Annotated in this window: 24 protein-coding genes and 1 riboswitch; of the genes, 13 read left to right on the forward strand and 11 right to left on the reverse strand. The window is 36.7% G+C overall.

Going from position 1 to position 26,999, the window contains the following annotated elements; translation table 11 throughout:
* Positions 1-113 precede the first annotated feature (113 nt).
* On the reverse strand, positions 114-1,244 hold the full coding sequence (locus ACQKIM_RS08050; protein WP_427541678.1) for a response regulator: 1,131 nt from the start codon (positions 1,242-1,244) through the stop codon (positions 114-116).
* Positions 1,245-1,296: 52 nt separating this feature from the next.
* Entirely contained in the window at positions 1,297-1,485 is a 189-nt protein-coding gene (locus ACQKIM_RS08055) for a hypothetical protein (protein WP_427541681.1), read from the reverse strand.
* Between the two features lie 291 nt (positions 1,486-1,776).
* Here ACQKIM_RS08055 and ACQKIM_RS08060 point away from each other — a divergent pair, with 291 nt between their 5' ends.
* The 6 genes from ACQKIM_RS08060 (at position 1,777) to nhaC (ending at position 7,388) form a co-directional block, all read left to right on the forward strand.
* A complete protein-coding gene (locus ACQKIM_RS08060; protein WP_427541684.1) occupies positions 1,777-2,526 on the forward strand; it encodes a 3D domain-containing protein in 750 nt (249 codons plus the stop codon).
* 108 nt (positions 2,527-2,634) lie between these two features.
* Positions 2,635-3,186 (forward strand): superoxide dismutase family protein, encoded by a 552-nt coding sequence (locus tag ACQKIM_RS08065; protein ID WP_427541687.1) that lies wholly within the window; start codon positions 2,635-2,637, stop codon positions 3,184-3,186.
* A 196-nt stretch (positions 3,187-3,382) separates the two neighbouring features.
* Positions 3,383-3,601 (forward strand): hypothetical protein, encoded by a 219-nt coding sequence (locus ACQKIM_RS08070; RefSeq protein ID WP_427541690.1) that lies wholly within the window; start codon positions 3,383-3,385, stop codon positions 3,599-3,601.
* A 623-nt stretch (positions 3,602-4,224) separates the two neighbouring features.
* Positions 4,225-4,368 (forward strand): hypothetical protein, encoded by a 144-nt coding sequence (locus ACQKIM_RS08075; RefSeq protein WP_427541693.1) that lies wholly within the window; start codon positions 4,225-4,227, stop codon positions 4,366-4,368.
* Positions 4,369-4,551: 183 nt separating this feature from the next.
* Complete coding sequence (locus ACQKIM_RS08080; RefSeq protein ID WP_427541696.1) at positions 4,552-5,667, forward strand: amidohydrolase; 1,116 nt, start codon at positions 4,552-4,554, stop codon at positions 5,665-5,667.
* A gap of 275 nt (positions 5,668-5,942) precedes the next feature.
* Positions 5,943-7,388, forward strand: a complete 1,446-nt coding sequence (gene nhaC, locus ACQKIM_RS08085) for a Na+/H+ antiporter NhaC (RefSeq protein ID WP_427541699.1) — start codon at positions 5,943-5,945, stop codon at positions 7,386-7,388.
* A gap of 67 nt (positions 7,389-7,455) precedes the next feature.
* Here nhaC and ACQKIM_RS08090 read toward each other — a convergent pair whose 3' ends face one another.
* Positions 7,456-8,697, reverse strand: a complete 1,242-nt coding sequence (locus ACQKIM_RS08090; protein ID WP_427541702.1) for a hypothetical protein — start codon at positions 8,695-8,697, stop codon at positions 7,456-7,458.
* Between the two features lie 80 nt (positions 8,698-8,777).
* On the opposite strand from ACQKIM_RS08090, the gene ACQKIM_RS08095 reads away from it, so the two are divergent.
* Positions 8,778-9,890 (forward strand): mandelate racemase/muconate lactonizing enzyme family protein, encoded by a 1,113-nt coding sequence (locus ACQKIM_RS08095; RefSeq protein ID WP_427541704.1) that lies wholly within the window; start codon positions 8,778-8,780, stop codon positions 9,888-9,890.
* Positions 9,891-9,901: 11 nt separating this feature from the next.
* Positions 9,902-10,582 (forward strand): GNAT family N-acetyltransferase, encoded by a 681-nt coding sequence (locus ACQKIM_RS08100; RefSeq protein ID WP_427541709.1) that lies wholly within the window; start codon positions 9,902-9,904, stop codon positions 10,580-10,582.
* A 61-nt stretch (positions 10,583-10,643) separates the two neighbouring features.
* Here ACQKIM_RS08100 and ACQKIM_RS08105 read toward each other — a convergent pair whose 3' ends face one another.
* A complete protein-coding gene (locus ACQKIM_RS08105; RefSeq protein ID WP_427541711.1) occupies positions 10,644-11,354 on the reverse strand; it encodes a Fe-S oxidoreductase in 711 nt (236 codons plus the stop codon).
* A 694-nt stretch (positions 11,355-12,048) separates the two neighbouring features.
* Here ACQKIM_RS08105 and ACQKIM_RS08110 point away from each other — a divergent pair.
* Positions 12,049-13,362 (forward strand): hypothetical protein, encoded by a 1,314-nt coding sequence (locus ACQKIM_RS08110; protein WP_427541713.1) that lies wholly within the window; start codon positions 12,049-12,051, stop codon positions 13,360-13,362.
* Between the two features lie 186 nt (positions 13,363-13,548).
* Here ACQKIM_RS08110 and ACQKIM_RS08115 read toward each other — a convergent pair whose 3' ends face one another.
* The 3 genes from ACQKIM_RS08115 to ACQKIM_RS08125 all read right to left on the reverse strand — a co-directional run bounded on the left by ACQKIM_RS08115 (position 13,549) and on the right by ACQKIM_RS08125 (position 16,936).
* The gene (locus ACQKIM_RS08115; protein WP_427541715.1) at positions 13,549-14,526 is read right to left on the reverse strand and encodes a DMT family transporter; all 978 of its coding nucleotides are present in this window, start codon (positions 14,524-14,526) and stop codon (positions 13,549-13,551) included.
* 303 nt (positions 14,527-14,829) lie between these two features.
* Positions 14,830-16,059 carry a peptidase T gene (pepT, locus tag ACQKIM_RS08120; protein WP_427541717.1) on the reverse strand — a complete coding sequence of 410 codons (1,230 nt, stop codon included), beginning with the start codon at positions 16,057-16,059 and terminating at the stop codon, positions 14,830-14,832.
* Positions 16,060-16,291: 232 nt separating this feature from the next.
* Positions 16,292-16,936 carry a lysoplasmalogenase gene (locus ACQKIM_RS08125; protein WP_427541719.1) on the reverse strand — a complete coding sequence of 215 codons (645 nt, stop codon included), beginning with the start codon at positions 16,934-16,936 and terminating at the stop codon, positions 16,292-16,294.
* Positions 16,937-17,112: 176 nt separating this feature from the next.
* Between ACQKIM_RS08125 and ACQKIM_RS08130 the strand changes: the two genes are divergently transcribed.
* Positions 17,113-18,792 carry a hypothetical protein gene (locus tag ACQKIM_RS08130; protein ID WP_427541721.1) on the forward strand — a complete coding sequence of 560 codons (1,680 nt, stop codon included), beginning with the start codon at positions 17,113-17,115 and terminating at the stop codon, positions 18,790-18,792.
* A gap of 55 nt (positions 18,793-18,847) precedes the next feature.
* Here ACQKIM_RS08130 and ACQKIM_RS08135 read toward each other — a convergent pair whose 3' ends face one another.
* The 4 genes from ACQKIM_RS08135 to ACQKIM_RS08150 form a co-directional block, all read right to left on the reverse strand.
* On the reverse strand, positions 18,848-19,273 hold the full coding sequence (locus ACQKIM_RS08135) for a hypothetical protein (protein WP_427541722.1): 426 nt from the start codon (positions 19,271-19,273) through the stop codon (positions 18,848-18,850).
* Between the two features lie 214 nt (positions 19,274-19,487).
* Entirely contained in the window at positions 19,488-20,219 is a 732-nt protein-coding gene (gene chrR, locus ACQKIM_RS08140; protein WP_427541724.1) for a class II chromate reductase ChrR, read from the reverse strand.
* Between the two features lie 492 nt (positions 20,220-20,711).
* Entirely contained in the window at positions 20,712-22,193 is a 1,482-nt protein-coding gene (locus ACQKIM_RS08145) for a DASS family sodium-coupled anion symporter (RefSeq protein ID WP_427541727.1), read from the reverse strand.
* Positions 22,194-22,389: 196 nt separating this feature from the next.
* Positions 22,390-23,022, reverse strand: coding sequence for a glycerol-3-phosphate acyltransferase (locus tag ACQKIM_RS08150; protein ID WP_427541730.1), 633 nt, complete (start codon positions 23,020-23,022; stop codon positions 22,390-22,392).
* A gap of 156 nt (positions 23,023-23,178) precedes the next feature.
* Positions 23,179-23,292, forward strand: a riboswitch (SAM riboswitch).
* A 116-nt stretch (positions 23,293-23,408) separates the two neighbouring features.
* On the opposite strand from ACQKIM_RS08150, the gene ACQKIM_RS08155 reads away from it, so the two are divergent.
* From ACQKIM_RS08155 to ACQKIM_RS08165, 3 genes are all read left to right on the forward strand, one after another.
* Positions 23,409-24,710, forward strand: coding sequence for an O-acetylhomoserine aminocarboxypropyltransferase/cysteine synthase family protein (locus ACQKIM_RS08155; RefSeq protein WP_427541733.1), 1,302 nt, complete (start codon positions 23,409-23,411; stop codon positions 24,708-24,710).
* Between the two features lie 381 nt (positions 24,711-25,091).
* Entirely contained in the window at positions 25,092-25,478 is a 387-nt protein-coding gene (locus ACQKIM_RS08160) for a hypothetical protein (RefSeq protein WP_427541736.1), read from the forward strand.
* 534 nt (positions 25,479-26,012) lie between these two features.
* Entirely contained in the window at positions 26,013-26,999 is a 987-nt protein-coding gene (locus ACQKIM_RS08165) for a homoserine dehydrogenase (RefSeq protein WP_427541739.1), read from the forward strand.

A 26,999-nucleotide genomic window follows, 5' to 3' on the forward strand; every position in this document is an offset into this window, starting at 1 on the left:
TATCTGGAAAAACATAAAAGATAGAGAAATCCGACTTTGAATTCATTCAAAGTCGGATTTCTCACGAATTGAAGCTAGTTATGTCCCAGCCTCTTTTGTATAAATAATAGTTATTATAATTCCTGTGATAGGGCATTAAAAAGCTCCATTGTTTCTTGATTTGGTAAAATCTCAAGATCAGCCAATAAGGTATGTCTAAATTTATTGTAGGTCTTTACAGCACTTGCCCGATTATCAATATCGATATAGTGTTGCATTAGTTGTTGGATAGTTTTATCAGAATATGGATTATGCTCTAACGCTAAGAGTAAGACATGCTCTCGTTTTTTTACATCATTTATGGCTGTATAATGTGCTACTAGATCATGCAGCAAAAGCGTAAACTGGTTATTCATAAAATTGGATTTACTAATAATCCACGGATAGTCTAGTGTAGTCATGTATTCCCCTTGATACTTTTGTACAAGTACCTCAGCCTTCTCAACATTGAGCTTTCCACTCTCCATTTTCTCGTTTAAAATCTGCTCTAAGTCATAAGCATCGCATTGGAAATCTTCAAGCTGTAAAATATAACAGCCGTTTGCATACTGAATTACATCTACATAGCCTATTGTAGAAAGTGTTGTACGTAGATATGAAACTGTTGTATGCAATTGCACCCTTGCCTTCTTATAGTCTGTTTCAGTCCATAAAGCATCAATAATAGTATCACGGGGAATGAGACTATTAAGATTAGAAAAAAGAAAGGCAAATAATTCTTTTGTTTTTACCGTTCTCCATAGTACGGTTTTTTCATCATATGAGACAACGAAACCTCCAAAACATTGAATAGTCAATAAAGATTTTTGTTGATCTAATACTGGAAGAGGTTTTTTTTCTAGGTGGAAGAGTGCTTGGATTCTATTAATAGTTGTCTCTAGGCGAGCTTTTGAAATAGGCTTTAATAAATAGTCAAGGGAGTGAATTTCAAATGCTTGAATTGCATAATCACGATATGCTGTGACGAAAACGATATAGACATTTGGGTTCCATTCCTGTAAAAGCTGTGCAACCTCTAAGCCGTTCATGCCAGGCATTTCAATATCTAAAAATGCTACTTGAAAAGAAAGGTTTGGTCCTTCTGCCATCAATTCTTTTACAGTTGTAAAAGTTTTAATAACCTCTATTGAATCAAACTCCTCTAATTTTTTCTCCATGTTTATAAGAGCTAATGGCTCATCGTCCATTACTATTACTCGAATCAAAAAGGGCACCAACTTTCAAATGTTTTTAACCTAAATTGAAGATGAGGGTAGGTTAATATGAAATTTCAATCACGGTTCCTTTGTCCACTCGATTGTTAACAAGTTGTTGAGACATATTGGCAATCAATTCGACAATGATTAACAAGGTCATATTTAAATGGAGTGCGTCTAGCATTGCATGTGGTTGTCTAACTTTTTGCTGCTCCAGCTCATTAAAAGCCAATATTGAATAAGTCTCCATCCTACATTCCTCCTTTCCTTTATTATCGGATGAAAATATTGTTTTTCCAACATTGAAAAGATGTGAATCATTAACGTTTGGTTTAGTTTTTATTCCATAAAATTGTGTTATTTGCTAAACATATGATCGATATTGTATATTTTTCTGTTTTTATAGTAATAATTTGTAATATCAGGTCCATTGTCCTGAGTTTATTAAATGCATTCTCTAGCATCGATTGCATAGAAGAGCCTATCTCTAGCGTACTTGCGCCAGATAGCAAAAAAATAAAATACGGAGGTAATATGAAATATGAAAAAACAAGCATTAGCTTTAGCTGTAGCGTTGACCTTTGGCCTGGGTGTGTTTGCAAGTTCTTCCTCTGCTGAGAAAATAGACAGGGTTCAAATTGGCAATACACTTTGGGGAATCTCACAAGTTTTTAATTTATCTATAGGAGATTTACAGCAAATAAGTGATATAGAGTCATCTTGGCTATATCCAGAGCAAACATTAAGCCTAGTTAAGGGTGATGAGAAGCCTAAGGATCAACATCTTATTGAAAAAGGTGATACTTTATTTAATATTGCATTCACAAATAATGTATCGGTTGCTGAATTAAAGGAATGGAATAACCTAACATCTGATTTAATTTTTGCAGGGGAGCTGTTAGCTATTAAGGCGTCAGCAGCAAAGCCAAAAACAGCTGTTAATAAAGTGAAAAAGCCAGCATCAACTACGAAACAAGTAAGTGTTGCGACGAATGGGACAGGAAAAACATTAACGATGCGTGCAACAGCTTATACTGCATATTGTGAAGGCTGTTCAGGCATTACTGCGAATGGTACAGATATTCGATCTAATCCAAGTTTGAAGGTAATTGCTGTAGATCCACGGGTCATTCCTCTAGGCACCAAGGTATGGGTTGAAGGTTATGGAGAGGCGATAGCGGCGGATACTGGCGGTGCCATTAAAGGAAATAAAATTGATGTTTTTATTCCTTCAGAGGGACAAGCCCGTAAATGGGGCGTCAAGCAGGTTACTGTGAAGGTTTTAAATTGATTTCAGAAAAGGGATATCTCATTGAAGATGTCTCTTTTATTTTTTTTGAGGAAATCGCATAAGTGTGGGGAATGTTGGGAACCATCAGAAATAGAGGAGGTATTTATTATGAAAAAAATAAGCTTAGTATTTATGTCTCTATTGGTGTTTGTCGGTGGTTGTGGTTTTTTTGAAAAGAAAGAAGAAAAAGTAGCTGTTAATGCCAAATCCCCGCTGACAGCAACCGCAAAGGTAATCGGTAAAAATAATGAAAGCTATGGAAATGCGTATTTTCAGGAAGAGGATAATGGGGTTATGATGACGCTGGCGTTATCTGGATTGCCACCAGGAACGCATGGCATTCATATACATGCAGTAGGGAAATGCGAACCGCCAACCTTTGAATCTGCTGGACCGCATTTTAATCCAACGTCTAAAGAGCACGGGAAGCTTAATCCAAAAGGCTATCATTTAGGAGATCTTCCGAATTTAGAAGTAGGCGAGGATGGTAGTGTGGATTTGAATTTTTTAGCTGAAGGCCTAACACTAGATAAAAATGCAGCTAATTCTTTATTAACTGGGGAAGGTACAGCCTTAGTTATTCATGAATCCGAAGACGATTATAAAACAGATCCTTCTGGTAATTCTGGTGCAAGAATTGCTTGTGGAGTCATTCAATAATAGTGCGTACTGTATCTAAAGGCAATTACTTTAGGTACAGTCATGTTGTTGAAATACTATTATGTCAATGAAATCAAGGTGACAAATTAAAAAGTATAGCCCTTTTTCAAAACGAGGGGTTGATCTCCGTTCCGACTGAGTGCTTTGTTGCTGTCGCTTCGCTTTCGCACAGAGCAAAGCTTCCTGGGGGCGTCCGATGAGCCGCTTCACTCGCGTAGCTCGCTCCAGGGTCTCATCTGTGACGCTGAATCCCCGAGGAGTCACTCAGTCTACACTCCAATCAACCTTTGCTCATCGTATTTTCTTCTGGCAATTCACACAAATATATAGTGATAAATTTGAAGTCTTAGCCATCATTATATTGTGCAAAAATGGAGCTTTGATAACATTTTTCAATGCGAAAGCAGAGCGGTAGCAATAAGTGGCTTTATGTAAAGCAACAAAATGATTCTATACATAAAATGTAGGGCAACAACTATAGAATTGTGCCATTATATCCATTTAATGATGGTGAGTAACATACTTTTACTTGACTTTTGAGGGAAGAAAATATTTAAAATTCTACACTATTGTTGATTGGAGTGCAAGGCTACTCGACTCCCGTGGGATAGCGAGACAGACGAGACCCTGCACGGAGCGTCAGCGCAGGAAGCGGCTCGTCGCTCGCCCACTGGAAAGCGAGTAGCCTGGAACGGAAATCACCTTCATTTTAACTAAATATTTACAAAAAGTCCCTTGACTATTTAATTTTTCAACACTATGACTGTATCTAAAAGCAATTACTTTAGATACAGTTTTTTTATAGTGATAAAGTGGAAGTCAAGAATAGGTCTGTTAATATATTTTTATTATTTAAATCCGAATTATGGTAATTAAGTAAAATGAAAGATGTAATTTCTGCCACATTCAATATTATTCATCTAATAAAGTGATTGGTTTTATATTTATTATGCATATGTAGCATTATTTGTTGCTTTTTTATAAAAAGGCAATGTATAATTCTATTATCAGAAAATTCTATTAAATAGGAGTGGTAAAATGAAAAAGCTGTTAAATTCAAAGTTTGAAACGTATTTAATGGATCAAGAGCCTGAATTCGCGATGGAAGAAGAAAAAAATGAGGAGCAGACTATAATCATTCATTATGATGAATACCCACAAGGTTTTTTTACAAGTTTATAATATTTATTTGATGGACTGTGTGAAAGAGAACAAAACTTTCAGCACAGTCCTTTATTTTTGTATTAATTTGTTATTTATATGAATTTTAGTATAAAGCATTTGAATATGGGTCTAATTACATATGTACTTTTCTGAAATTATTTCATGTATAATGAGAAACAAAAATGAGTATGAGGTGTAATGATGTCAGCTGCAGTAACATTAGAAGAATCAATATATCAATGGTTTGATCATTTTCATAAATATCCTGAGGTAAGCTGGAAGGAATATGAGACAACTAAAAAAATTGCGTCCATACTAGACGAATTGAATGTGTCGTATCGCTTATTAGGCGATGTGCCTGGATTAATTGCTGAAATTGGGACAGGGGATGAGATTGTTGCTGTTAGAGCAGATATCGATGCCTTATGGCAAGAAGTAGATGGGAAGTGGCAGGCGAATCACTCGTGTGGCCATGATGCGAATATGACAATGGTTCTTGGTGCATTACTACTACTTAAAGATCTGCCATTGCAACATCGTGTTCGTTTTATTTTCCAACCTGCTGAAGAACTAGGGAATGGAGCCTGCGCAGCCTTTGATCGAGGAGCAGTTGAAGGGGTATCGCATTTATTTGGTGTACATTTAAGACCGATTGAAGAATTACCACTTGGGAAGGTTTCACCAGCTATCCATCATGGGGCTGCTTATTTTTTAGAGGGAACAATTCAAGGTATCGATGCACATGGTGCCAGACCACATCAGGGGAAAAATGCCATTGATGTAATTATGGCTGTTCAACAAATGCTGAACAGTATTCATCTATCACCGTTTGAACCACATTCTGCGAAGCTAACAAAAATTATTGCAGATGGCGGTAGTACAAATATTATTCCGGGTAACGCTAGCTTTTCAATGGATATTCGCGCACAGCATAATGAACAGCTTGAATTGCTTCGAAGTCGTATTGAGTCTGGTTTAAAATCTATACAGCAGCAATTTGATATAGGTATGGACTGGAAGTGGATTGATTATACTCCAGGTGCTGAAGTTTCACCAATCGCAGCAAGAATGGCGAAAGAGGCAATCATTGAAACATTAGGTGAGGAGCACTTAGCGGATGAAATCACTACACCAGGCAGCGATGATTTCCATTTTTATACTGTGAAAAAACCAGAATTAAAAGCGGCGATGATTGGTATTGGAGCTAATTTGGCACCAGGATTACATCACCCTAAGATGACATTTGATCGTAGTGCATTGGTCGACGCTGCAAAAGTACTTGCATGTGTATTAGAAAAGAAGGCAGATTTCGAATAAAAAAATAAAGCTATATTAAAAGATTATATTTTCTTTTAATATAGCTTTTTTGTATCAGTATTTTACAAAATGCATGGATATATATAGAGTTTGTGTTGTTTTTAATAGCTACTTGAAAGCGTTTTATTACGCTAAAATAGTGAGATTTGCTTGAGAGGCATAAATTTTTTGCGTTGACTTTTAATTTTTTGAATATTAAGCTAAAAAACGTAAAAAATTATTTGCGCCTTAAAATATCGGAGATGGAAATGGGTGCAAAAAAAGGGGATGGGACCATGAAAAAAGAAATTAATGCTCTTTGGGCACTTTTAACTTTTGCAATTATGATTATTACGATGCTTATTACAGTAGTTGTTTTAGAGCAAAGTCCTCACGTACCTCTTCTTGTTGGCACAACTGTAGCAGCGATTGTTGCCAAATTACATGGATTTAAGTGGATGGAAATTGAGGAAATGATGTATAAAGGTATACGTCTAGCTTTACCAGCAATTGTCATTATTATTTTAGTAGGTTTGACAATCGGTGCATGGATCGGCGGCGGTGTCGTAGCAACAATGATCTTTTACGGCTTAAAATTAATTTCTCCGGCATGGTTCTTAGTAACAATTATGCTGTTATGTTCAATCGTTTCATTGGCGATTGGTAGCTCATGGTCTACAATGGCAACAATAGGTGTTGCTGGGATGGGGATTGGTCTAAGTATGGGGATTCCGGCGGCAATGATTGCTGGGGCAGTTATTTCAGGTTCCTATTTTGGTGATAAAATGTCGCCTTTATCAGATACGACCAATCTTGCTGCAGGTTTAACTGGAACTGATCTTTTTGATCATATTAAGCACATGCTTTACACAACAATTCCGGCTCTTGTCATTGCACTTGTTGCCTTTGGAATTATGGGAAGAAAATTTGCAGATGTCTCTATGAAGTCAGAAGAAATTTTAACAACTTTAAAAGTAATGGAGGAAAGCTTTGTTATTTCTCCTTTGCTATTACTTGTACCAGTAGGTGTTATTGTATTAGTTGCGAAAAAGGTGCCAGCAATTCCAGCTTTAATTATTGGGATCGTATCAGGTTTCTTACTACAAATTTTTGTACAGGGCGGTTCAGCTGCAAGTGCTGTTCAAGCATTACAGGCTGGATTTGAAATCTCTACAGGTAATCACATGGTGGACGAGCTATTTAACCGTGGTGGACTAGATTCAATGATGAATACGGTTTCAATGACCATTGTAGCGATGACATTTGGTGGTATTCTAGAATATTCAGGTATGTTAAAGGCGCTTATGAACGTTATTGTGAAATTTGCTAAATCTACAGGTAGTCTAGTTGCTTCAACGATAGCAGCTTGTGTAACGACAAATGCAACATGTTCTGAGCAATATATTTCGATTGTAGTACCGTCACGTATGTTTGCAGGTGTTTATCAAAAACGAGGATTACACTCTAAAAACTTATCTCGTGCGTTAGAGGATGGGGGAACATTAACGTCTGTATTTTTCCCTTGGAATACTTGCGGGGTGTTTATCTTAGCAACATTAGGTGTAAGTGCTATGGAATATGCACCATATGCGATTCTTAACTTCACTGTACCTATTATTTCGATTATCTATGCTTATATCGGGTTTGCGATTGTAAAACTAACTCCTGAAGAAATTGCAGAGGCAGAGAAGCGTAAAAAAGAGCAAGAAATAAACGATGCGAATATGGCGGTAGTGGACTAAATCTAAATTATCCCATCTACTAGCTAACCGTAGTCTCGCAGATGCCAAAAGTATCTGCGAGAATTTTTTAATAAATAGCAAAGTTCAATTCATAGATTGTGCGTGGACGACCTTGCTGATGGGTCATTTCTTCACCTACGACTTTAGCATAGCCATTGTCTACTAATTTTTTAATAATACGCTCTGTTGTACGTCTTGTAACCTGAAGGTATTGTGAAAGAATGTGAGCAGTAAATTGAGCTGATTGTCGCTCTCGACTAAAGTTGATGATTTTAGAAATATTTAAAGGGCTTAGGCTTGTTAGCTTTGCCATTTGTAAAACGTAAGGATCATCTGTTTTTAAAGCTAGTTTTACTTCCGATTTTGGAAATGGACCTAGTAAATTTTTATGTTCATCAAGTATATATATTTCATAGGGTTTTGCAAAAGTTAATGCGTTTTTTGCATTTTGGCTCGCCTCAAGAATGGAGTGACCAAAGCCAAAAGCAAGCTTAAAGGGTATTTCAATTTGTTGCATTAAACTTTGCAAATTTTCTTTTGAAAGGGTATTTTGCAAATATCCTGCTGTAGTATAAAGTTCAAAAGAATTTGTAGTAATTTGCTTATAGGTTGAATGTGTAGCTGCGGTAATCTTCGTTAAAATGTAGGTGTCTAATGAATTGTTTTCCGGAATTTCTAATAGACCTACAACAGCTTTCACAGATTCTGATTTAGTTAAAAGTGATTGAGATTTTGTTTCTTCTAAGTATTGAACAATCGAATTTGTTGCATCTATCATACGCATAGCAGGTATTTGAAGTTCTTGTAATTCATCAAAAACACTATGAATACTTGTAATGACAAAATCAATGCTCTGTGTATTCCACAGCGCTATATGATGCTGTAGTATTGCTTGAGTAGGTCTCGTAATAGCGATCTGCCGAATATAAGGCTTTGGACCAGAATACTCAATTTCATTTAGAACATTTGCCACAAAAGCAGGATTCATCACATCGATAGAAATTCTACTTAAAGATATTGCATGGTTGGCCATTACGGAGAGCAATGTTGTGGAGATAGCTGTTTCGTCTTGTTTTATATAATTCCATGGGATGGGTATTTCAGATAAAGAAGATCGGGCATGTAAATAAGGTAATGTTCCGCTAAGCAATAGCGCATCACATGGTCTAATTTGCTTTAATAAAATAGGTGCCTCTTCAGGATGACTGTAAGGATAAAATTCTAATTGAATATTCTCTATGTTCTGTGCAATACTAATAATACGTTTCATAAATGCTTTAGAGCAAATAACTGCTATTTTAGTAGACATGGGCACCATTCCTTTTCTATATTTTTTCAATAATTAACGACGTATTAGCGACAACAAAATTATACAGGAGATTGATAAAAATGAAAATCCAACAAGTAGAAATTTTTGCAATTCATTTACCATTAATTGAACCATTTATTATTAGTTATGCTACATATGATTCAATGCCTTCTATTATTTTAAAGGTTACCACAGATACTGGTATTATAGGCTATGGTGAAGCTGTGCCAGATGAGCATGTAACAGGGGAGACATGGGAAAGCACATATGCTGTTTTAAAAAATCAGCTAGTACCTGCAATCATTGGAGTGAATCCAATGGAGTTTGAAAAAATTCACGATAAAATGAATAAAATTGTGAAGGATGTACCAGCCGCAAAAGCTGCAATTGATATTGCCTGCTTCGATATTGCTGGGAAAGTACTACAGGTTCCAGTGTATCAGCTGTTAGGTGGACGTTATCATGAGAAATTCCCAATCACACATGTGTTAAGCATAGGAACACCAGAAGCAATGGCAGATGAGGCTGCAAATCGAGTAGAAATGGGCTATCGTTCATTTAAAATGAAGGTAGGCACAGAGGTTGTACGTGATGTTGCTCGAATTAAAGCGGTGCGCGAACGAGTAGGAGAGGACATTGCCATTCGAGTAGATGTAAACCAAGGCTGGGGGAATGCATCCACTACATTACAAGGTTTACGTGCAATGAAAGACTTAAATATTGATTGGTTAGAGCAGCCAGTAGACAGTGAAGATATTGACGGAATGGTGGAAATTAAGTCAAAAACCGATGTTACACTAATGATTGATGAAGGACTTCGTGGTGTACGTGAGATGCGTGAAATTATTGCAAAGCGTGCAGCAGATAAAGTAAATATCAAATTAATGAAATGTGGCGGCATTTATCCTGCTATGAAGCTAGCGGTGATGGCTGAAATGGCAGGTATCGAGTGCCAGATTGGTTCAATGGTAGAATCATCTGTTGGCTCAGCAGCAGGCTTCCATGTGGCATTTTCTAAAAAAATTATGACAAGTGTAGAATTAACAGGTCCATTAAAATTCTCCAAGGATGTAGGCAACCTACATTATGATGTCCCGTTCATCTGTTTAAATGAAAAATCAGGTTTAGGTATAGATGTAGATGAGAAGATTCTTAAAGAATTATGTAAATTCTCAACGGTTGTAACAGCCTAAGGAGGCACAGTATGGAAAACATCTATGAAGGAATGCTTGGAGAAACACCGTTTTATGTAACAACATTAACTCTTCAGCATTTACAAGAAATTGAGAATTTACAAGTTGAGGTTTATGAATCGTTGGCTGATCAAAGTATTTTACAGCCGCTTACTACTGAAGAATTTGAATATATTTTAGAAGGCAATGGCATGATGATAGGTGCTTATGTTGGGCAGGAGCTTATAGCCTTCCGTGCGCTCTTAAACCCTCCTGTAGATAATGAACATCTTGGCTATGATTGTGGAATTGCGGAGGATGCATTCAAACGTGTTTTATATCAAGAAATTTCGAATGTTTCTCCTAAATATCGTGGTTATGGCTTACAAAAAACATTAGCTAATATTGTGATGAGTCAAATCGATTTAGCGAAATATGATTATGTTTGCTCTACCGTAAAGCCTTATAATATTCCTAGCTTAAAGGACAAATTCGCTCAAGGTTTAGTAGTGAAAGGATTAAAGATTAAGTACGTAGATAAGTTACGCTATATCTTCTTTAAAGATTTACGACAGGAGCTACCAATTTTTAAAGAAAAGAAAATAATATCCATGGATGATACGGTTAGTCAGCAACAACTTTTAAAACAAGGTTATATAGGTACTTCTATATATGAGAATCAAAATGATTGGTTTGTTGTTTATGAAAAGTAAATAAAATATAAGCCCTGTTCTTCACAGATTGCGAAGAGCAGGGCTTTTTTGCAAAGGTTTGTTATTTTTTCAATGGACAAAAGCCACAGGCCATTAAACCAGGAATATCCTTGGAAAAACAACATGATTTTCGGACAGGGACATTTACTAAATTTGACGGACTTTGACCGCCTGTATACTGTGCCCACCATGACTTGTTTGAGAAACGAGCCCAAGTTTTAGGATCTTCTAATATTTCAATATCATCCATCGCTTGGTCTGCTAAGCCAGGGTTCGATAACAACATATGATAGTGCCAAAGGAGATAGCCAAAGAAATTTTCCCAAATTGTCAAAGGCGAAACGGATGTCACTTTTCGAAGCTGTTGCACAATAACATGCCCATCGTATAAGATCTTCTCGATAACTGATTGACGCTCAGCCTCATCCACGTAACGCCAATCATTTGGGTTGACAAACATTGCAACTGTAAAGCTGTTAAATTCTTTTGCGGCATCAAAACGAAGCTCAATTGGTTTTCCATCCCATACCTCGTCATATGCAGCAAGCATGTATAACTGCATGGCAAAAAACATTCCATAGCGTCGTCCGAAATGGGAGATGGCTGCTGCTTCTGTTGCTGCGTCCGTAATACCCATCATCAGATTTAAAAAATCAGGATGGTAAAAGTCCTTATGTATATCGGCTAATGTAAATAATGTTCGTTTCGGCTCTGTCGTATAAATGCTGTAGGAATTTAATTGTCGAACTTGATCCATCGTTAATGCTGGCATTGTCATCACCTTTTCTTTCAATCGTCTGCTATTTCAATTATAAATTAATCAATTTTGCTTCACAAATGGAAAGCAATATAGTAAAATGCATTAAATATATCTGAAAAGTAGGTTTTTATGTCACAGCTACAAGTAATTTCTTGACAGCTAGTTCGACTCAACCAATGGACGATTCTTTTGAGTGTCATTCTTACATGACTAACGGGGATCAGCTGGATTAATTGTTTTTCAGTTAAAGTGGCAGGTACTAGGCTATGTGTTTACAGGTATGGTAGCCATAACTTCTTCAATAGCTGTGTAGGATGCTTTGTGCATTTTCAATTAAAGCAATGGCAATATCGCCGCTCGTTGAAGAAGGCATTGTAAAAAATTTAATAATTAATTTTCAGATTACTGTTGACATTTTAATTGATAATGATTATCATTATCGTATAAAGATTATTCCTCCTTTACAATACAGTGTAGAGAGGATGAACTTTAGCTACTTTTCTCCAGAAGTTTGCTAGTTCATGATAACGCTCCTAAAACCCCCCTCATTTTTTGGGAACGTAAAATCTCAGAGCAACTTATGCCAATATGGATAAGTTGCTCTTTTTTTGATTGTCATTAGATAAGGAATTAGTTAATTAGTAGCTGGCTTGGTATGGTAAAATAAAAAATAGAACTTTAATTAGAAATAAGCGGAGGAAAATAAATGAAGAAATATATTATCACTTTGCTCATCGTGTTAGCCTTTTTAACTAACCCATCATCATCTAAAGCGGAAGTACAATGGGACGGGGCGCAAGTTGTGAAGGGGCAAACGGGAAAAATGACCTTTACCAAAGATGTAAAAGTATATAAGAAAAATACAAATGGTACATATAGCTCGATGACAGTCAAGCGCAACAACTATTTCCGAGTGTATGATATCGAAAAGTATGACAATAAAACATTTTATTGGATGAGCTCGGGTTACCGTGTTCAAGCAACGGATTTAGTTGTTTTTAAGAAAGTACCTCTGAACATACGCGCTTCTCTTTATGATAATCCTGGCTATATCAACATCAATCATCAAGATATTGACTATACCTATGGAAAACATTACTTCGATGGATCTGAATATAGAGGTCCTAATTATAATGTTTCTATTAATGAAAATTTACACTATGTTTATTTGCGAACTGATGGAAATATTGAAAAGAGCTATATTGATGCCACAGATATTCGCATTGCCGAAACAATAAAAAGAGATGAAAGACTCTATAAGCTAACAGCTGATGCACAACATCTAAGAGGTCCATTGGCTGGAGGAAGTTCAGGAGGGAAATATTCAAAAGGGACTGTTTTTCAATCGTTAGGACTTGAAATAAATGGATATCTAAGAGTGCAAGTACTAGGAACATGGGGAGAAGACTTTATTTCTACTTATATTCCTGTAAAATTACTCCAACCTGTGCAAAGTCAAGAGAAACGCTATATTCGATATGGTGTTATTGGTGAAGGTAAAAAGTCAAAAGAGCTAAAGCGCTTTGATGAAGTAACGTTATTGACTGAAAAAAATATGACAGCTTGGATTGAGATAGACGGGGAAACGTATTATGTACCAAAAAAAGTCCTAGCTACCATAAAACCAAACGAAGCACCGATTATTACTACATCTTTCTTGCCAAATGATACGCTTCAACAATTAGTTTATACGAATGGTGTATATAAGAAAACAGCTAATAATCGTTTTGAAGAGCAGAGAGACAATCGATTCATTGACTATCTTGAAACAGAACAATCCTTTAATTATGAAAAGGATGGTATCAAATATATTTTTGATAAGCCAGTTACAGAAGGTTCAAAAGTGACTAGAATAGAGAACGGAATGATAAATGAAGGATTTGTTCGTGCCATTCATTACACATTCACAAACTCAACAGGCACGTTTAACAATGTTGTGGAAACATCCTATAGAGAACTTTTTGCACCAGGCTATGGTTATATTAATGGATATAGCAGCGAACTAAGGTCCTATGAATAGCAATTCCTTTACTTAAAGGGTGAAAATCTTAGTAATAGGAAAACAGGTGGGGAAAAAATTTTTTCCTCACCTGTTTGATTTTAGGTCTTTAATTGCCTTCAACAGAGAAAACCAAATTATCGGAGCGGTCTGATAGATTATTGATAAAACTAATGAAAGCTATGGTTGAAAATCCAGAAAGATATATTAAAGAGTTGAGCTGTTATGAGAGGTAGATTGTTGAACAGCACCTTTTTTTCCTAGTATCATCGTGTAGTAGCTGTGTAAGAGCATACCTACTATAATAACGCCTAGACCTGCTAAGGCAATTGGATCCGGGAAGGCGATGCCGAGTAATAATACTTCACCAATAATAACAAAAAGAATTTCAGTCGATTGTGTTGCTTCAACTGCTGCAAGTTTACCTTGATGGTCTCGCACTCGGTCGGTCGCAATGAAAAATAAGATTGTGGCAATAACGCCTGAGCTGATACCAACAAGCAAAGATTGGAGCATTTGATTTATTGAAGGTAGCCCAACTGTTGCTAGGGCATAGATGGCCATAATAATCCATGCTGGCATAGAAGCAATGGTCATACCGAGAACTCGCTGAAATGTATCAATACGCCCTCCACATATTTCCATCATTTTACGATTACCAAGAGGGTAGGCAAACGATGCAACTACAACAGGCAGGATGCCAAGCATTAAGCTTTTCATTGGAACAGATTGTGCCTGTGGTACTTGAATAAGCAATATACCAGCTAAAATAACACATGAAATTAGTAATGAAATAAGTGGTATTTTTTGACGCACTGTTTTTCCTGCTACAATCGAAACAAATAGGGGGGCTAGTAATACACCAGCAACGATTGTAAACTGCCATGTTCCTGAAACGAGCCAGCCTGGACCAAAGGCGGCTGCAAATGTTAGAGGTGCATAAAATAATACGAACCCAACAAAGCTCCATAGAAGCCATGAGATAGGCTGAGCTTTCATTTCGCCAGAGAGTTGAGAAAAGCCCTTTCTATAGAAGACAATTATGAGTAAAAATGGAAGCATGAAGAAATAACGAAGAGATGCGCTCCATAACCAGCTACCACCTTGCATCTCCATCGCATGATTTAAGATAAATGTAACAGCAAAAAATAGGGAAGCCAAAATACCTAATGCAATTTCTTTCATAGAAGTCACCTCCATTTGAGTTAATAATTCGTAAGTGAAATGTTAATATGTAATTCGAAAATTCAGTTATTTATCTTCGTACAGCAGAAGACTCCCATCTCTCCAAGTGGTGAGATGAATGAGGTTTTGGTTCTTTTTCAGTGGATGTCGAAGATAGAGTCTCCGGCGGATGTCACGGATTTTCAAAGGAATGAATTGTGCGGGCACAATTCAAAATCCGGACGCAATTACGCCAAGGCGAAATTGATACTGAAAAAATTACGAAGAAAGGAGCAAGCCCTTCTTCGTAATTAAAATTATAACTTATTTTCCTTGCTGTTCAAATAGCTGAACAATCTCAATAATAACCTGTGTCGCCTTTTCCATTGTTTCAGCAGATACATATTCATATTTACCGTGCATATTTTCGCCACCCGCAAAAATATTTGGTGTTGGTAAGCCCATATAAGACAGCTGTGAGCCATCCGTACCGCCACGAATCGGTAATGTAATCGGTGTAATATCTAATTTTTCCATTGCTGCACGGGCAATGTCAACAATTTCTTTTACAGGTTCAATTTTTTCACCCATATTATAGTATTGATCTTCAATAGTTATGTTTAATGCATCCTCACCAAATTGAGCTTTAATTTTGGCTGCTGCGTCAAGCATAAGTTGCTTCTTCTCCTCAAACTTTTGACGATCGTGGTCACGTACAATATACGAAAGCTCTGTATGCTCGATAGCTCCCTTAAAGCCCATTAAGTGAATAAAGCCCTCATAGCCATCCGTTTTTTCTGGTACTGCATCAGCAGGCATTTCATTTTGGAAGGCGATAGCCATTGTGATGGCATTCACCATTTTGTTTTTTGCAGAACCAGGGTGTACACTTGTGCCCTTTGTCACAATCTTTACACCAGCAGCATTAAAGCTTTCATATTGTAGCTCGCCAAGTGGTCCGCCATCCAACGTATAAGCATAGTCGGCTCCAAAAGCAGTTACATCAAATTTATGAGGACCACGTCCAATTTCTTCATCAGGCGTAAACGCTATACGTAATTTACCATGTTTAATAGAAGGATTGTTTTTAAGGTATTCCATAGCTGTTATAATTTCTGCAATACCAGCTTTATCGTCTGCTCCTAATAATGTAGTACCATTTGTTGTGATTAACGTTTGCCCTATATAATTTTTAAGCTCCGGAAAATCCGTTGGTGACATCACTAAATTTTCATTTAGCTGAATATTTCCGCCATCATAATTATCAATGCGCTGTGGATTGACATTTGTACCCGTATAATCAGTAGCTGTATCAACATGTGCTAAAAAGCCGATAGTAGGTACTTCTTTGTCTGTATTTGCCTCTAGTGTTGCAAATAAATAACCATTTTCATCTAATGTAATATCCGTTAAACCTATTGCAGCTAGTTCATCTTTTAGAACATGCAATAAATCAAATTGCTTTTGTGTAGAAGGAGTTGTTTCGCTTGTAAAGTCAGATTGTGTATCAATTTTTGCATAACGAATTAATCGCTCGATTACTTGTTCTTTCATAAAAGTATGGCCTCCTAATGTGTATGTTTAACTTCTTTCAGCAGGTGTCCAAACACCAGCTGAAATAGAGGAACTCAGTCTAAGAATGCCACGTCCTGTGGCAATCTATCTGTGTGAAAGCGAAGCGACAGCAACACGGTTTTATCTGTGCGAAAGCGAAGCGACAGCAACAATAACAACAACACGCGACTGAGTGACCAACATCAAGTTGATCCAAAGCCTCAGCTAGATATTATTGTAACACTTTACTTCGGATTTCGGAATATTGAAGGATGCTTAAAGCTATAAGTAATTGAGCACTGTAATAGGTCAGCATAATAACCTCATGTGAGAAGGATAGGGGCATTACAAATTTATTAATGGCTAAATAGGAATCCGATGCGATAAATAGTAGCGCCCCAATTATCGCAAAGGTGGAACCTGTTCGAATCGCAGTCCAACCCATCGATAAGATAATGGATATATACGCGATGACTGCAATACCTAGGACAACATCTCCCGAAGAAAGCACCGTTCCAGCAATCCACACAGCCATACTTGCCCCATAAACAAGTAAAATTATTTTTGCCCATGATGGTACCTGTCGTTCATTAGTAGACGAAAAGGCAAAGATATAAAAAATATGACCGATTAAGAAACTTGTTAATCCAATGAGAAACCACTGTAATGTATAATCACCCACCATACAAAAAACAAGACCAACAACAATCAGCAGCTGGTACTTCTTAAAGCTTTTTTGAGAAGCAGCTAAAATAATGATTAATAGCATAGGGATAATTTTAAAGATGAGCTTTAGACTTTCTTCTATATGGGAATAGAAGAAAATATAATAAAAACCAAACATAGCGATAACAAGAATTAAAATTTTTTTAAACAAATATTTCATCTCCTTTTCATTTGAAATTCTTTATCTATGTTAAAATTTCCTTTATGAAGTCCTCTTTTTTGATAAAAATCATTAATCAGGAAGGAATGGTCATCAAGCAATGTATGAAACTTTTTACGAATGCAGCCGTAAATAAGTAGACAGTTAGCTAAGAAAGGGTGAACAAAATGACCAAGCTATTAATAGCTTCAGCAGTCATTGCACTAATTGCGAGTATATTATTAACACCGCTTATAACGAAGAAGCGAGAAGATGGAAAATCTAAAAAGGTAATTGGATACTTTTTTATAGGTGTCTTTGTACTAGGATTTCTAGCTACTGGCATCACAGTATATGTCACAAAAATGGATGTAAACTGGCTTGCATTTTGGCCAGCTATTATTCTATTAACATTAGGTGGGGCGTTCCTTGCAAGTGGAAATGAAAGAAAAATAAAAGGTTTATTATTTTTAGTAAGTTTAGGGGTTGCCATATATGTATTATCAGCTCCTTTATGGAATGCTAACAACAAATTTACATCAGCAGAGATGAAGGAAGAGGTAGAGATAAAGCCGTTTGATGAAACACAAACACCAGCTAGTGTACCTCCTAAATTTGCACGTAATAAGATGAAGAAAGCATTTGGTCAAGTACCAAATACGAGCTATTATGAATTAGGGCGATTACAAATTCAAAAAGTAAATGGTGAGTATGTGTATATTGCACCCGTTGAATTTTCAGGCTTTTTTAAATGGATGAACGGTGGCTCTACACCAGGTTATTTTATAATGAGTGCGACAGATTCAGCAGATAATCCAAAATTTGTGGAGCAAGCAATGAAGTATGTGCCTTCAGCTTACTTAAATTCAAATTTAGAGCGTCATATTCGCTTACAGCATCCGTTCCTTATTTTCTATGGAGATGTACAACTTGAAGTAGATGATGATGGTAAGCCGTATTATATTCGCTCTTATGGTGAATTTGTTTCAGCACGTAATGGCTTTGATGTAAAAGGGATTGTATTGGTGGATGCGTTAACAGGTAAATCCGAAGTTGTGAAGTTGGAGGATGTTCCAGAATTTATTGATGGAGCGGTATCACCCGAGACTGTGAGCTTACAAAACAGCTACTTTGGTAATTATGTTCATGGATTTTGGAATAGCAAATTTGGTAAAAAGGATGTAAAACTTCCTTCAGATGAGGGAACAGAATCAAATGTTAGCCCAATTTTTGATGAAAAAGGCGATATGTATTATTTCACAGACTTTACGAGTCCTAAAGAGGGTGTCGATTCGATGCTCGGCTATTCTTTAACAAATGCACGAACAGGTCAAGCGACATATTATACTGGAAATTTGGATTCTTCTTATATGGATTCACAAGGGAATTTGCAAATTATTGAAAAGAAATTTATTGAGAAAAAATGGTCTGGTGAAATGCCTGTATTATACAATTTTTACGGAGAAGCTAGCTGGTTAACTGCGGTGCTTGATTCAAATGGTTTTTTACAAAACTATTTCATTGTTTCAGCAGCAAATCCTGAAATTTCAGTTTTTGCAACGACACCTAAAGAGGCACTAAAACTATATAAAACAGCCCTGAGCCGTGGAGGAAATACGGTTGATGGTAGTTCAAGTGCAACTGAGAAAAATGCTAGTGGGAAAGTACTACGCGTGTATAAAGAACGTCTAGGTGACTTTACTGTTGTATCGTTTTTATTAAGTAATGGGGAAAATTACTTAGTGAGTGCAGACACGGAACCACTTTCAATTTATTTACAAGAAGGTGATGAAGTTGTTCTTACTTATGGCGATACAGGTGAGCAATTCCTGCCAGTACGAACACTCATAATTAAAGGTCTACAATAGAAAATATACCCGAAAAAGACGATCTAGTTGCAAATGTGCTGCACAGATCGTCTTTTTATGTTGGCTGAGATTGAATATAGTGAAGCATCTTTTCTTGATGATTTATAAAAAGTGTTTTTGCATGCTCATTTAAGGAGAAAGTTTCCTGAATATACTCATGAAGCTGCTTCTGTTCATAGTCAAAAGAATGTGGTTCTTCATTTTCTAATATATATGACAGTAAAAGTGTATGTAATACTACTACTTCTAAATTTTGTGTATTGGTAATAAATTTTAAATTGAGGATAGTTGTATGGGAAACGAAATCATTTACATAATCAATAGCATGCTCATAAACGGTCATATCTATATGAGGTTCCAGCCTCTTTCTTAATAACGTACATTTATTGTTTAACTCTTGAATTTTTAAAAATAAACCTCTAACACTTCGCTTATGCTGTTGTTCTAAAGTACGAGCAAGATGTTTATTGACATGGGACATTTGAACAAAACTCCTTTCCACATAAAGTCATCATCTATTAATATGAATGGAATTGTTGGAAAAGGAAAGAGTCTTTTCGTTTAATTTGTACCTTAATTTAACATAACAATAGAGACGAATATACTAATTGCAACACGATGAACTATTTTACATATAAAAAAGTGGAGTTAATATCATACGATAGTAACCCCACCAATAAAATCTAAATTGAATTCTATTTCCAATTGAAACCTTTTTTAGCTAAGAATTCATTAATATGCGGACGTCGTTGTTCCATTAAAAAATCAGCCATTTGCTTTGTCCAGTTATCAATTTTTCTATTGGAAGAACGACTATTATAATAGGCTTCCATTGTTTCGTTATAATTTGGTAAAAGCTTCTCGTACTGTTGTGCATTGTATTCATTTTCATGTAGGATTGCAGCAACGGGTAATCGAGGTTTTACTTCATTGCGGCGAGCAGGAACCCCAATCGTTAAGCCGAAGAGTGGGAAAACATGATCAGGTAAATTCAATAATTCGCTAATTTCCGCAGGTTTATTACGAACACCGCCAATATAGCAAATACCGTATCCCATTGACTCTGCAGCAATGACAAAGTTTTGAGCAAATAATGATACATCCGCAACCCCAACAAGCACGTTTTCGGCTGTATCTGCTACAATTTCCACACCTTCTAGTCTACCAGCCATTTGTAAACGTTTAAAATCTACACAAAAGACAAATGCAGCGCCAGAAGTTTCGAATTGACGAGGGTTACCAGAGAGCAAGCCTAGTTGTTCCTTTTTCTCCTCATCTGTAACCCAAATAACGCTATAAGCTTGTACAAAATGAGAGGTAGCAGCCATTTGCGCAGTAGCAATTAGCTCCTCGATGATTTCCTTTGAAATTGGATTACCATCATAAATACGAACCGAAGAGTGGTTGCGTAATAAATCTTTAACCATTTAATATTCTCCTTTTTCCCTTTTATATACCAAGAGCATATCACGCTTTTTCTTCAAAATCGAATGTATCTGACGTTTAAACTATTTCCGGATAATTTGGAAATGTATAAAATTTCTCGAAAAATAAAATATTTACTTAAATATATATTGAATATTCTAAGTAGTATAAAATTGTGGATGATAAGGTTTTTCCTAATATTCGTGATATAGAGATGGAATATCTAACCAAGTAATCTGATTGAACAAAAATATAGAAAAGTGGTACTATGAGGGACGCTGCATTATCAAAATAATAGAAAGATAACAAAAGCCTTGTAGGACAGTTAATTGGTCCTGCAAGGCTTTTGTGTTAATAATAGTATCCAAAAGAACTGCTCGGGTTGCCAAGAGAATAGCTCGGGTCACCCGTAGAACTGCTCGGGTTATCTGTAGAACTTATCAGATCACCTGGAGATTTGCTCAGGTTCCCATTAAAGTATTTAATGACTTTATTTACAATAATCCAATCCATTTCCAGTAGGTCGCGGAGAACAGAAGCACTAGGATGAAACCAATAATGGTCAATGGTATACCAGATTTCAAGAAATCCTTTGTTGTAAAAGCTCCTGTACCATAAGCAAGCATATTTTGGGGTGCGCTTATTGGTAACAGGAAGCCAAAGCTAATCACAAATTGCTGCACAATGACGAAACCGACCTGGTCAACATTAGCCGTTAATGTGGAGGCCAAAACGATAAACACAGGTACAAGCGCAGATGCTAAGCTTGTCGCACTGGCAAAGCCTAAGTGAATTAGAATATTAAATAGTGTAACCAATGCGATTGTTGCTAGAATCGGCATAGTATCTAGACCGAGTGATCCAAATACTTTGTCAGATAACCATGATGCACCTTTCGTATTCAATAAAATTGTACCAAGCATTATACCAACCGCAAAGACGATAATTGTTCCCCAAGGAATATGAGGCTCAACTTCCTTCCACGTATAAACACCGATTTTGGGCATTAATAGAATAGCGATAGCAATAATTGTGACTGTTGTTGTGTCGAATGGGTGCAGTTTACCCTCAGTTGCCCAGAAAAATAGTAAAACCATTGACGTGATGATTAAACGGACTTCAGGAGCTTTTAATGGACCTAGTTCTGCAAGCTGCTTTTTGATTACCTCTTTTCCGCCCTCTATGTTGCTAGTCTCAGGCTTAATCAGAGAAATCATAATGAAAAATAAAGCTATAGACATGATAATCGAGAAGGGTGCAGCGTAGAGTAACCAAGCACCCCAAGAAATATCCACATTAAATTGTTCTTGAATAAAATTTAAAGCGACCATATTTTGAGCGGCTGCTGTCTTAATTCCAATATTCCAAATGGAGACGGCCTGTACTGAGGTGATGACAAGTAAGGCAGCGAGTCGGCTATCACGAGGCAAACCAAATGCAGCGACCATTCCAAGTAGTATTGGGACTACTGCGCCAGCACGAGCTGTAGCAGAAGGAACAAAAAATGCGAGTGCTATAGATACTAAAATGGCACCAAAAACGATTGCTTTTGTTTTAGTCCCTACAAGTGAAAGTATCCATAGGGCGAGTCGTTTATGTAAGTTGGTAATTTGCATCGCTGCTGCTAAAAATAGAGCTGCAGCTACTAGGGCTACTGCAGAATTACTAAATCCACTTAAAGCTAATTTTAGGGCACCTGCAGTTCCTAATTCTGCTGTTGGATCGTCTATTGAAGGAGCCAGTCCTAGTAAAACGGTTACCAGTGCGATTATCATGGCAGAGCTGACAGGATATGAAACTGCTTCTGTTACCCAAAGAATGACTGAGAAAGCTAAGATGGCTAAAGCCCGTTGACCCGCAACAGGTAAATCGCCGTTATTAGGTAAAAAAATAATGATGATTAATGAAGCAAAGGCTAAACCAATCCAAAGTGGCTTTAAATTACGTTTTGCGGCTGCTTGTTGAAGAGTAGACATATTTTTTCATCCTTTCTACGATAAACATGACGATTATTGTCTATAACATCGGTCAGTAAAATGTTTTATTAAGAAAATAATTTATCTATTTATTGGAGAAAAAATAAGTAAGTGAAATACTCCCTTTTTACAGCATTAATAGTAGATAAAGAGAAAATATATGGTCATAGAAAAGACAAAAACATCCAAAAAAATATTATTTCTTTTTCTTAAAAGCCGAAGTTACCTTAGGCTCTGTTCCTTTGACTAATCGTTTAATATTTTCGATATGCAATATGATAGCTATGCCAAAAAGTAGCAAAGCTATAATCGTTGGACCTATTCCCGGAATCCATAAATAAGTTGCTGTACAAAAAACAAGATAGAACTCTAAAACACCAACGATTAAATAGTTTGTCGCAAAAGATAAAATGACAAATAGAATAAGTGCAAATAAACCAATTTTCCAATCAACAGCAAGCAATATTCCTATTATGGAAGCTGTACCTTTACCGCCATTAAAGCCCATATGGAATGGGAAATTATGACCCAGAATGACACCTGCTGCTATGAGATAGGTGAAGAGCCAAACTTGCACCTCTGTGTAATGTGTTGCATCTGCTAGATAGATATGTGCGCCAATAATCGCTAACACACCTTTACCAATATCGATAAGTGCTACTAATACCCCGTATTTCCATCCTAGGGAAAGGGTTGCATTGGATGCACCTGCATTCCCATGACCAGTCTTTTTTAAATCTACACCGGATAAAAACTGTGCCACTTTAGAGCCATGAAGACAGCCGATGAAATAACCAACAACAATAAATAGAATGATGGTTGTTATCATGAAAATCCTCCTTTCTAAATAAATATTAAAATAGTGTATGCGTTCATATTACGTAAAGAAGCAGACTGAAGTTTCGGAAAAAATAAAATTTTAGTGTTGACAGAAAAAAAGTCTATGATTATACTGTGTAACAACGATGGAAATTGAATCGCAATACTCTTATCAAGAGCGGCGGAGGGATAGGCCCTATGATGCCCGGCAACCAGCAAGAAATGAACTTGCTAAGGTGCTAATTCCTACAGATTCTTACTTGGATCTGGCAGATAAGGGGAGGAAAACTTGCAACTGCAACCCTCTTCTTAGCTGAAGGGGGTTTTTGTTTTCTACTGAAAAATCCTCCTCATCTCCGGTACCATCGTAAAAAAATAACCACTTGGAGGTATACAATGACAAATTTTAAACCAGAAACATTGCTGTTACATGGGGGCCAAGAGCCTGACCCGGTAACAGGATCTCGCACCGTACCCGTATATCGCTCTACGGCTTTCGTTTTTAAAGACACTGCTCATGCGCAACGTCTTTTTGCCCTAGAGGAAGCTGGCAATATTTACACACGTATTACGAACCCAACTGTAGATGTTTTTGAAAAACGCGTCGCTTTATTAGAAGGCGGTACAGCAGCAGTAGCACTATCATCTGGTGCAGCTGCGATAGCATTTTCAATTTTAAATCTTGCAGGTGCAGGGGATGAAATTGTTGCAGCTAGCTCTTTATACGGTGGTACTTATAATTTATTTGCTAACACACTACCAAACTATGGTATTAAAACGATTTTTGTAGATGAAACAAATCCTGAAAACTTCAAGGCAGCAATCACTGATAAAACAAAAGCAGTATTCGCTGAAATTTATGGTAACCCAAGCTTAAAAGTACTAGATATTGAGGCGGTGGCTAATATTGCACATGAAAACAGCTTACCATTAATTATCGATAGTACGTTTGCTTCACCATATGGCTCTACACCAATTGATTTTGGTGCCGATATTGTTGTTCACTCCGCAACAAAATGGATTGGTGGACATGGAACAACTTTAGGTGGCGTTGTAGTTGATGCAGGGAAATTTGATTGGACTCGTGGTCGTTTCCCAGGATTTACTGAGCCAGATGCTTCCTATCATGGCATCCGATATGGTATAGACACAGCAGCAGCTGCATTTGCTACAAAGCTGCGTGTACAATTACTACGTGACTTTGGGCCAACATTAAGTGCTGATGCGGCATTTAATTTATTACAAGGTTTAGAAACGCTTCATTTGCGTATCCCTAAACATAATGAAAATGCTTTAGCAGTAGCCGAATATTTACGAAACCACCCATCTGTGGAATATGTAAATTATAACGGCTTAGAAGATTTCCCTACACATGATTTAGCTAAAAAATATTTAAGAAATGGCTTCGGTTCTGTGCTTACTTTTGGCATTAAAGGTGGACGTGAAGCAGGGCGTAAATTAATCGATAGTGTGAAATTATTCTCCCACGTAGCCAATGTAGGGGATGCTAAATCATTAATAATTCATCCAGCTTCTACTACACATCAGCAATTATCAGCTGAAGAGCTAATACAAACTGGTGTAACCGAGTCGCTCATTCGCTTATCAATCGGTTTAGAGGCAGTAGAGGATATTATTGCAGATTTAGAACAAGCTATTGAGCAAGTAACAGCTTCACAACAAAAGATTGAAGCATAAAAACATTGGCTAATGTTGTGGCGTTTACGTATTTTCTCATTCGATAAGCCTCATTTGGTAATGCGTAAAACGTTGCTACATCAAGCACTTATCTCATTCGATAAGTTATCTGAAATTTTTTATAAATAATACCTAGTAATTTTATAAGTATTATTGACTTAGTTAAAACCATGTTGTATACTAGGAAATAAGTTAAACGTTCGAAAGGCTACCAACCTAGAACCAATTTACAGCATCGATTTTTTGAATGATTCGGTGCCCAAAGGATACTATGATTCCATTCGTTTTCATAAGTGCTCCCCCACTTTTGAAATATATATGAGTAGCTGCCAAGCCAGCAGCTACTCTCACTAAAAAACTGATGATAAAGGAGTGTTTTAAATGGGAAATGTTTATAGTGCACAAAACATTGCATCTTATCTTATTTACGAACTAAATGAAGGTCATGTGTTTGTGAACAACATGTCCATTCAAAACATACTGGCATCAGTTGAAAGTAAATGGCAACAAACTTTTGGACATTCTGCTTTTGAGGAAAACGTTTATGCAAAAGAGGAAGGCTATACAGTAAAAGAAGTTTTTGAGGCATACGAAGAATATGGAACGAGTCATATTCCTCTACCTGCGACAGAGTTTTATTTAAAATACGGCACATTTCAACTAGTTGAACGTACGTATGCTATACCGAATTTTACACAAGATGAAATAGGGCTTGTTCAGCAAGCTATTACACAATCTCGTTATCAGTTGTTAATAAAGGCTAGTTAATTCTCCCTCATATATTTGAGCTCATTCTCTGCTGCTACAGGGAATGAGCTTTTTAATTAAACAGAAATAGGGAGTAAGCTATTGTTGTAAATAATTTTATGACTATCTATCAAAAGAACAATTTCTATAGATGTTGTAACATACATATATAATAGAAGAAAGACAATCCTTTTTATAAAATAATCGTCAATATTTGTTCATAGATTATAGAACATCTTAAAAAACGTATAATAAAGGGAATGAAACCGATTTCTTTTGCACGTCTAGGGAAAACAAATGTCCGTCCTAGAAAGATTCTTCTTGTGCAATGTATGTATTTGCGTTACAATTTTCTTTAAGTTAAATTTTGAATTATTTGAATTTGTTTGGTCAATCTATACGAGACAAATTTATTCTAGATGAGAGTGAAATACCAAAAAATAATATTTATCAAAGTTACTTCACAGGTGTGTGCACAATTCAAAATTAGTACGGATGAAGCTAATGCTTAAATATAATGAAACTGCGGAATGTAAGTTGGAGGGAATAACAGGAATGGCAACTATAAAGGCAGCGATCTTAGGATTTGGGACGGTAGGTCAGGGGATTTACCATATATTAAACGAAAAGCGAGAAGAGCTTAAAAATAAATTAGGCATTGAGTTAGAAGTAGCAAAAATCTTAGTGACAGATGCTAGTCGTGAACGTGTACCAGGCACAGCACATTTGATGACAACTAGTATGGATGATGTATTAGCGGAACCAGGCATGCAGGTTGTTTTTGAGGCAATCGTGAATGAGGAGCCAGCTTTTACGTATTTAAAGCGTGCAGTTGAACATAAATGTCATGTCATCACTGCAAATAAGGTAATGTTCGCTAAGAGAGGCTTAGAGTTACAAGATCTTGCGAAAGTGAATGGTGTTTTTGTAGGTTATGAGGCAACAACTGCGGGCGGAGTACCTGTCATTAAAACAATGAAAAATATTTTACTTGTTAATGATGTAAGTCGTATTCAAGGCATCCTAAATGGGACATGTAACTATATATTAACGAAAATGCGTGCAGAAGGATGGTCGTTTGAGACGGCGCTAAAAGAAGCGCAAAATTTAGGGTACGCAGAGGCAGACCCATATAATGATATTTCAGGTCAAGATTCCTTTAAGAAATTAATGGTGTTAAGTGCATTGGCATTCGGTGAGCAGCCGAATTGGGCAGAAGTAGAAGTGATTGGCATTGACTGCATTTCAGCTGAACAGGTAAAGGAAGCAACTGCAAAGGGTCTGCGCTATCGTCATGTTGCAGAGGTAGAAAGACTAGCAGATGGTAAGATTATAGCCAAAGTAGAACCTTTATTAGTAGACGCAGAACACCCGCTGTATCCAGTCGATGATGTCAATAATGCTGTTGCCTTAGACACGAACTATATCGGCACTTTGACGCTTGTAGGACCTGGTGCAGGCATGTATCCTACAGCTAGTGTTATGGTTGAGGATTACGCTGAAATTATTGGTAAACGTGCTGGGTTTGTTGTGAGTATTTAA

Source organism: Lysinibacillus sp. NPDC047702 (genome assembly GCF_050272555.1).
Lineage (GTDB): Bacteria > Bacillota > Bacilli > Bacillales_A > Planococcaceae > Lysinibacillus.

Excerpts from the sequence above, each read along its gene's own strand:
- ACQKIM_RS08055 (WP_427541681.1), bottom strand. The coding sequence starts at position 1,485 with ATGGAGACTTATTCAATATTGGCTTTTAATGAGCTGGAGCAGCAAAAA.
- ACQKIM_RS08060 (WP_427541684.1), top strand. The coding sequence starts at position 1,777 with ATGAAAAAACAAGCATTAGCTTTAGCTGTAGCGTTGACCTTTGGCCTG.
- ACQKIM_RS08065 (WP_427541687.1), top strand. The coding sequence starts at position 2,635 with ATGAAAAAAATAAGCTTAGTATTTATGTCTCTATTGGTGTTTGTCGGT.
- ACQKIM_RS08070 (WP_427541690.1), top strand. The coding sequence starts at position 3,383 with ATGAGCCGCTTCACTCGCGTAGCTCGCTCCAGGGTCTCATCTGTGACG.
- ACQKIM_RS08075 (WP_427541693.1), top strand. The coding sequence starts at position 4,225 with ATGAAAAAGCTGTTAAATTCAAAGTTTGAAACGTATTTAATGGATCAA.
- ACQKIM_RS08080 (WP_427541696.1), top strand. The coding sequence starts at position 4,552 with ATGTCAGCTGCAGTAACATTAGAAGAATCAATATATCAATGGTTTGAT.
- nhaC (WP_427541699.1), top strand. The coding sequence starts at position 5,943 with ATGAAAAAAGAAATTAATGCTCTTTGGGCACTTTTAACTTTTGCAATT.
- ACQKIM_RS08090 (WP_427541702.1), bottom strand. The coding sequence starts at position 8,697 with ATGTCTACTAAAATAGCAGTTATTTGCTCTAAAGCATTTATGAAACGT.
- ACQKIM_RS08095 (WP_427541704.1), top strand. The coding sequence starts at position 8,778 with ATGAAAATCCAACAAGTAGAAATTTTTGCAATTCATTTACCATTAATT.
- ACQKIM_RS08100 (WP_427541709.1), top strand. The coding sequence starts at position 9,902 with ATGGAAAACATCTATGAAGGAATGCTTGGAGAAACACCGTTTTATGTA.
- ACQKIM_RS08105 (WP_427541711.1), bottom strand. The coding sequence starts at position 11,354 with ATGCCAGCATTAACGATGGATCAAGTTCGACAATTAAATTCCTACAGC.
- ACQKIM_RS08110 (WP_427541713.1), top strand. The coding sequence starts at position 12,049 with ATGAAGAAATATATTATCACTTTGCTCATCGTGTTAGCCTTTTTAACT.
- ACQKIM_RS08115 (WP_427541715.1), bottom strand. The coding sequence starts at position 14,526 with ATGAAAGAAATTGCATTAGGTATTTTGGCTTCCCTATTTTTTGCTGTT.
- pepT (WP_427541717.1), bottom strand. The coding sequence starts at position 16,059 with ATGAAAGAACAAGTAATCGAGCGATTAATTCGTTATGCAAAAATTGAT.
- ACQKIM_RS08130 (WP_427541721.1), top strand. The coding sequence starts at position 17,113 with ATGACCAAGCTATTAATAGCTTCAGCAGTCATTGCACTAATTGCGAGT.
- ACQKIM_RS08135 (WP_427541722.1), bottom strand. The coding sequence starts at position 19,273 with ATGTCCCATGTCAATAAACATCTTGCTCGTACTTTAGAACAACAGCAT.
- chrR (WP_427541724.1), bottom strand. The coding sequence starts at position 20,219 with ATGGTTAAAGATTTATTACGCAACCACTCTTCGGTTCGTATTTATGAT.
- ACQKIM_RS08145 (WP_427541727.1), bottom strand. The coding sequence starts at position 22,193 with ATGTCTACTCTTCAACAAGCAGCCGCAAAACGTAATTTAAAGCCACTT.
- ACQKIM_RS08150 (WP_427541730.1), bottom strand. The coding sequence starts at position 23,022 with ATGATAACAACCATCATTCTATTTATTGTTGTTGGTTATTTCATCGGC.
- ACQKIM_RS08155 (WP_427541733.1), top strand. The coding sequence starts at position 23,409 with ATGACAAATTTTAAACCAGAAACATTGCTGTTACATGGGGGCCAAGAG.
- ACQKIM_RS08160 (WP_427541736.1), top strand. The coding sequence starts at position 25,092 with ATGGGAAATGTTTATAGTGCACAAAACATTGCATCTTATCTTATTTAC.
- ACQKIM_RS08165 (WP_427541739.1), top strand. The coding sequence starts at position 26,013 with ATGGCAACTATAAAGGCAGCGATCTTAGGATTTGGGACGGTAGGTCAG.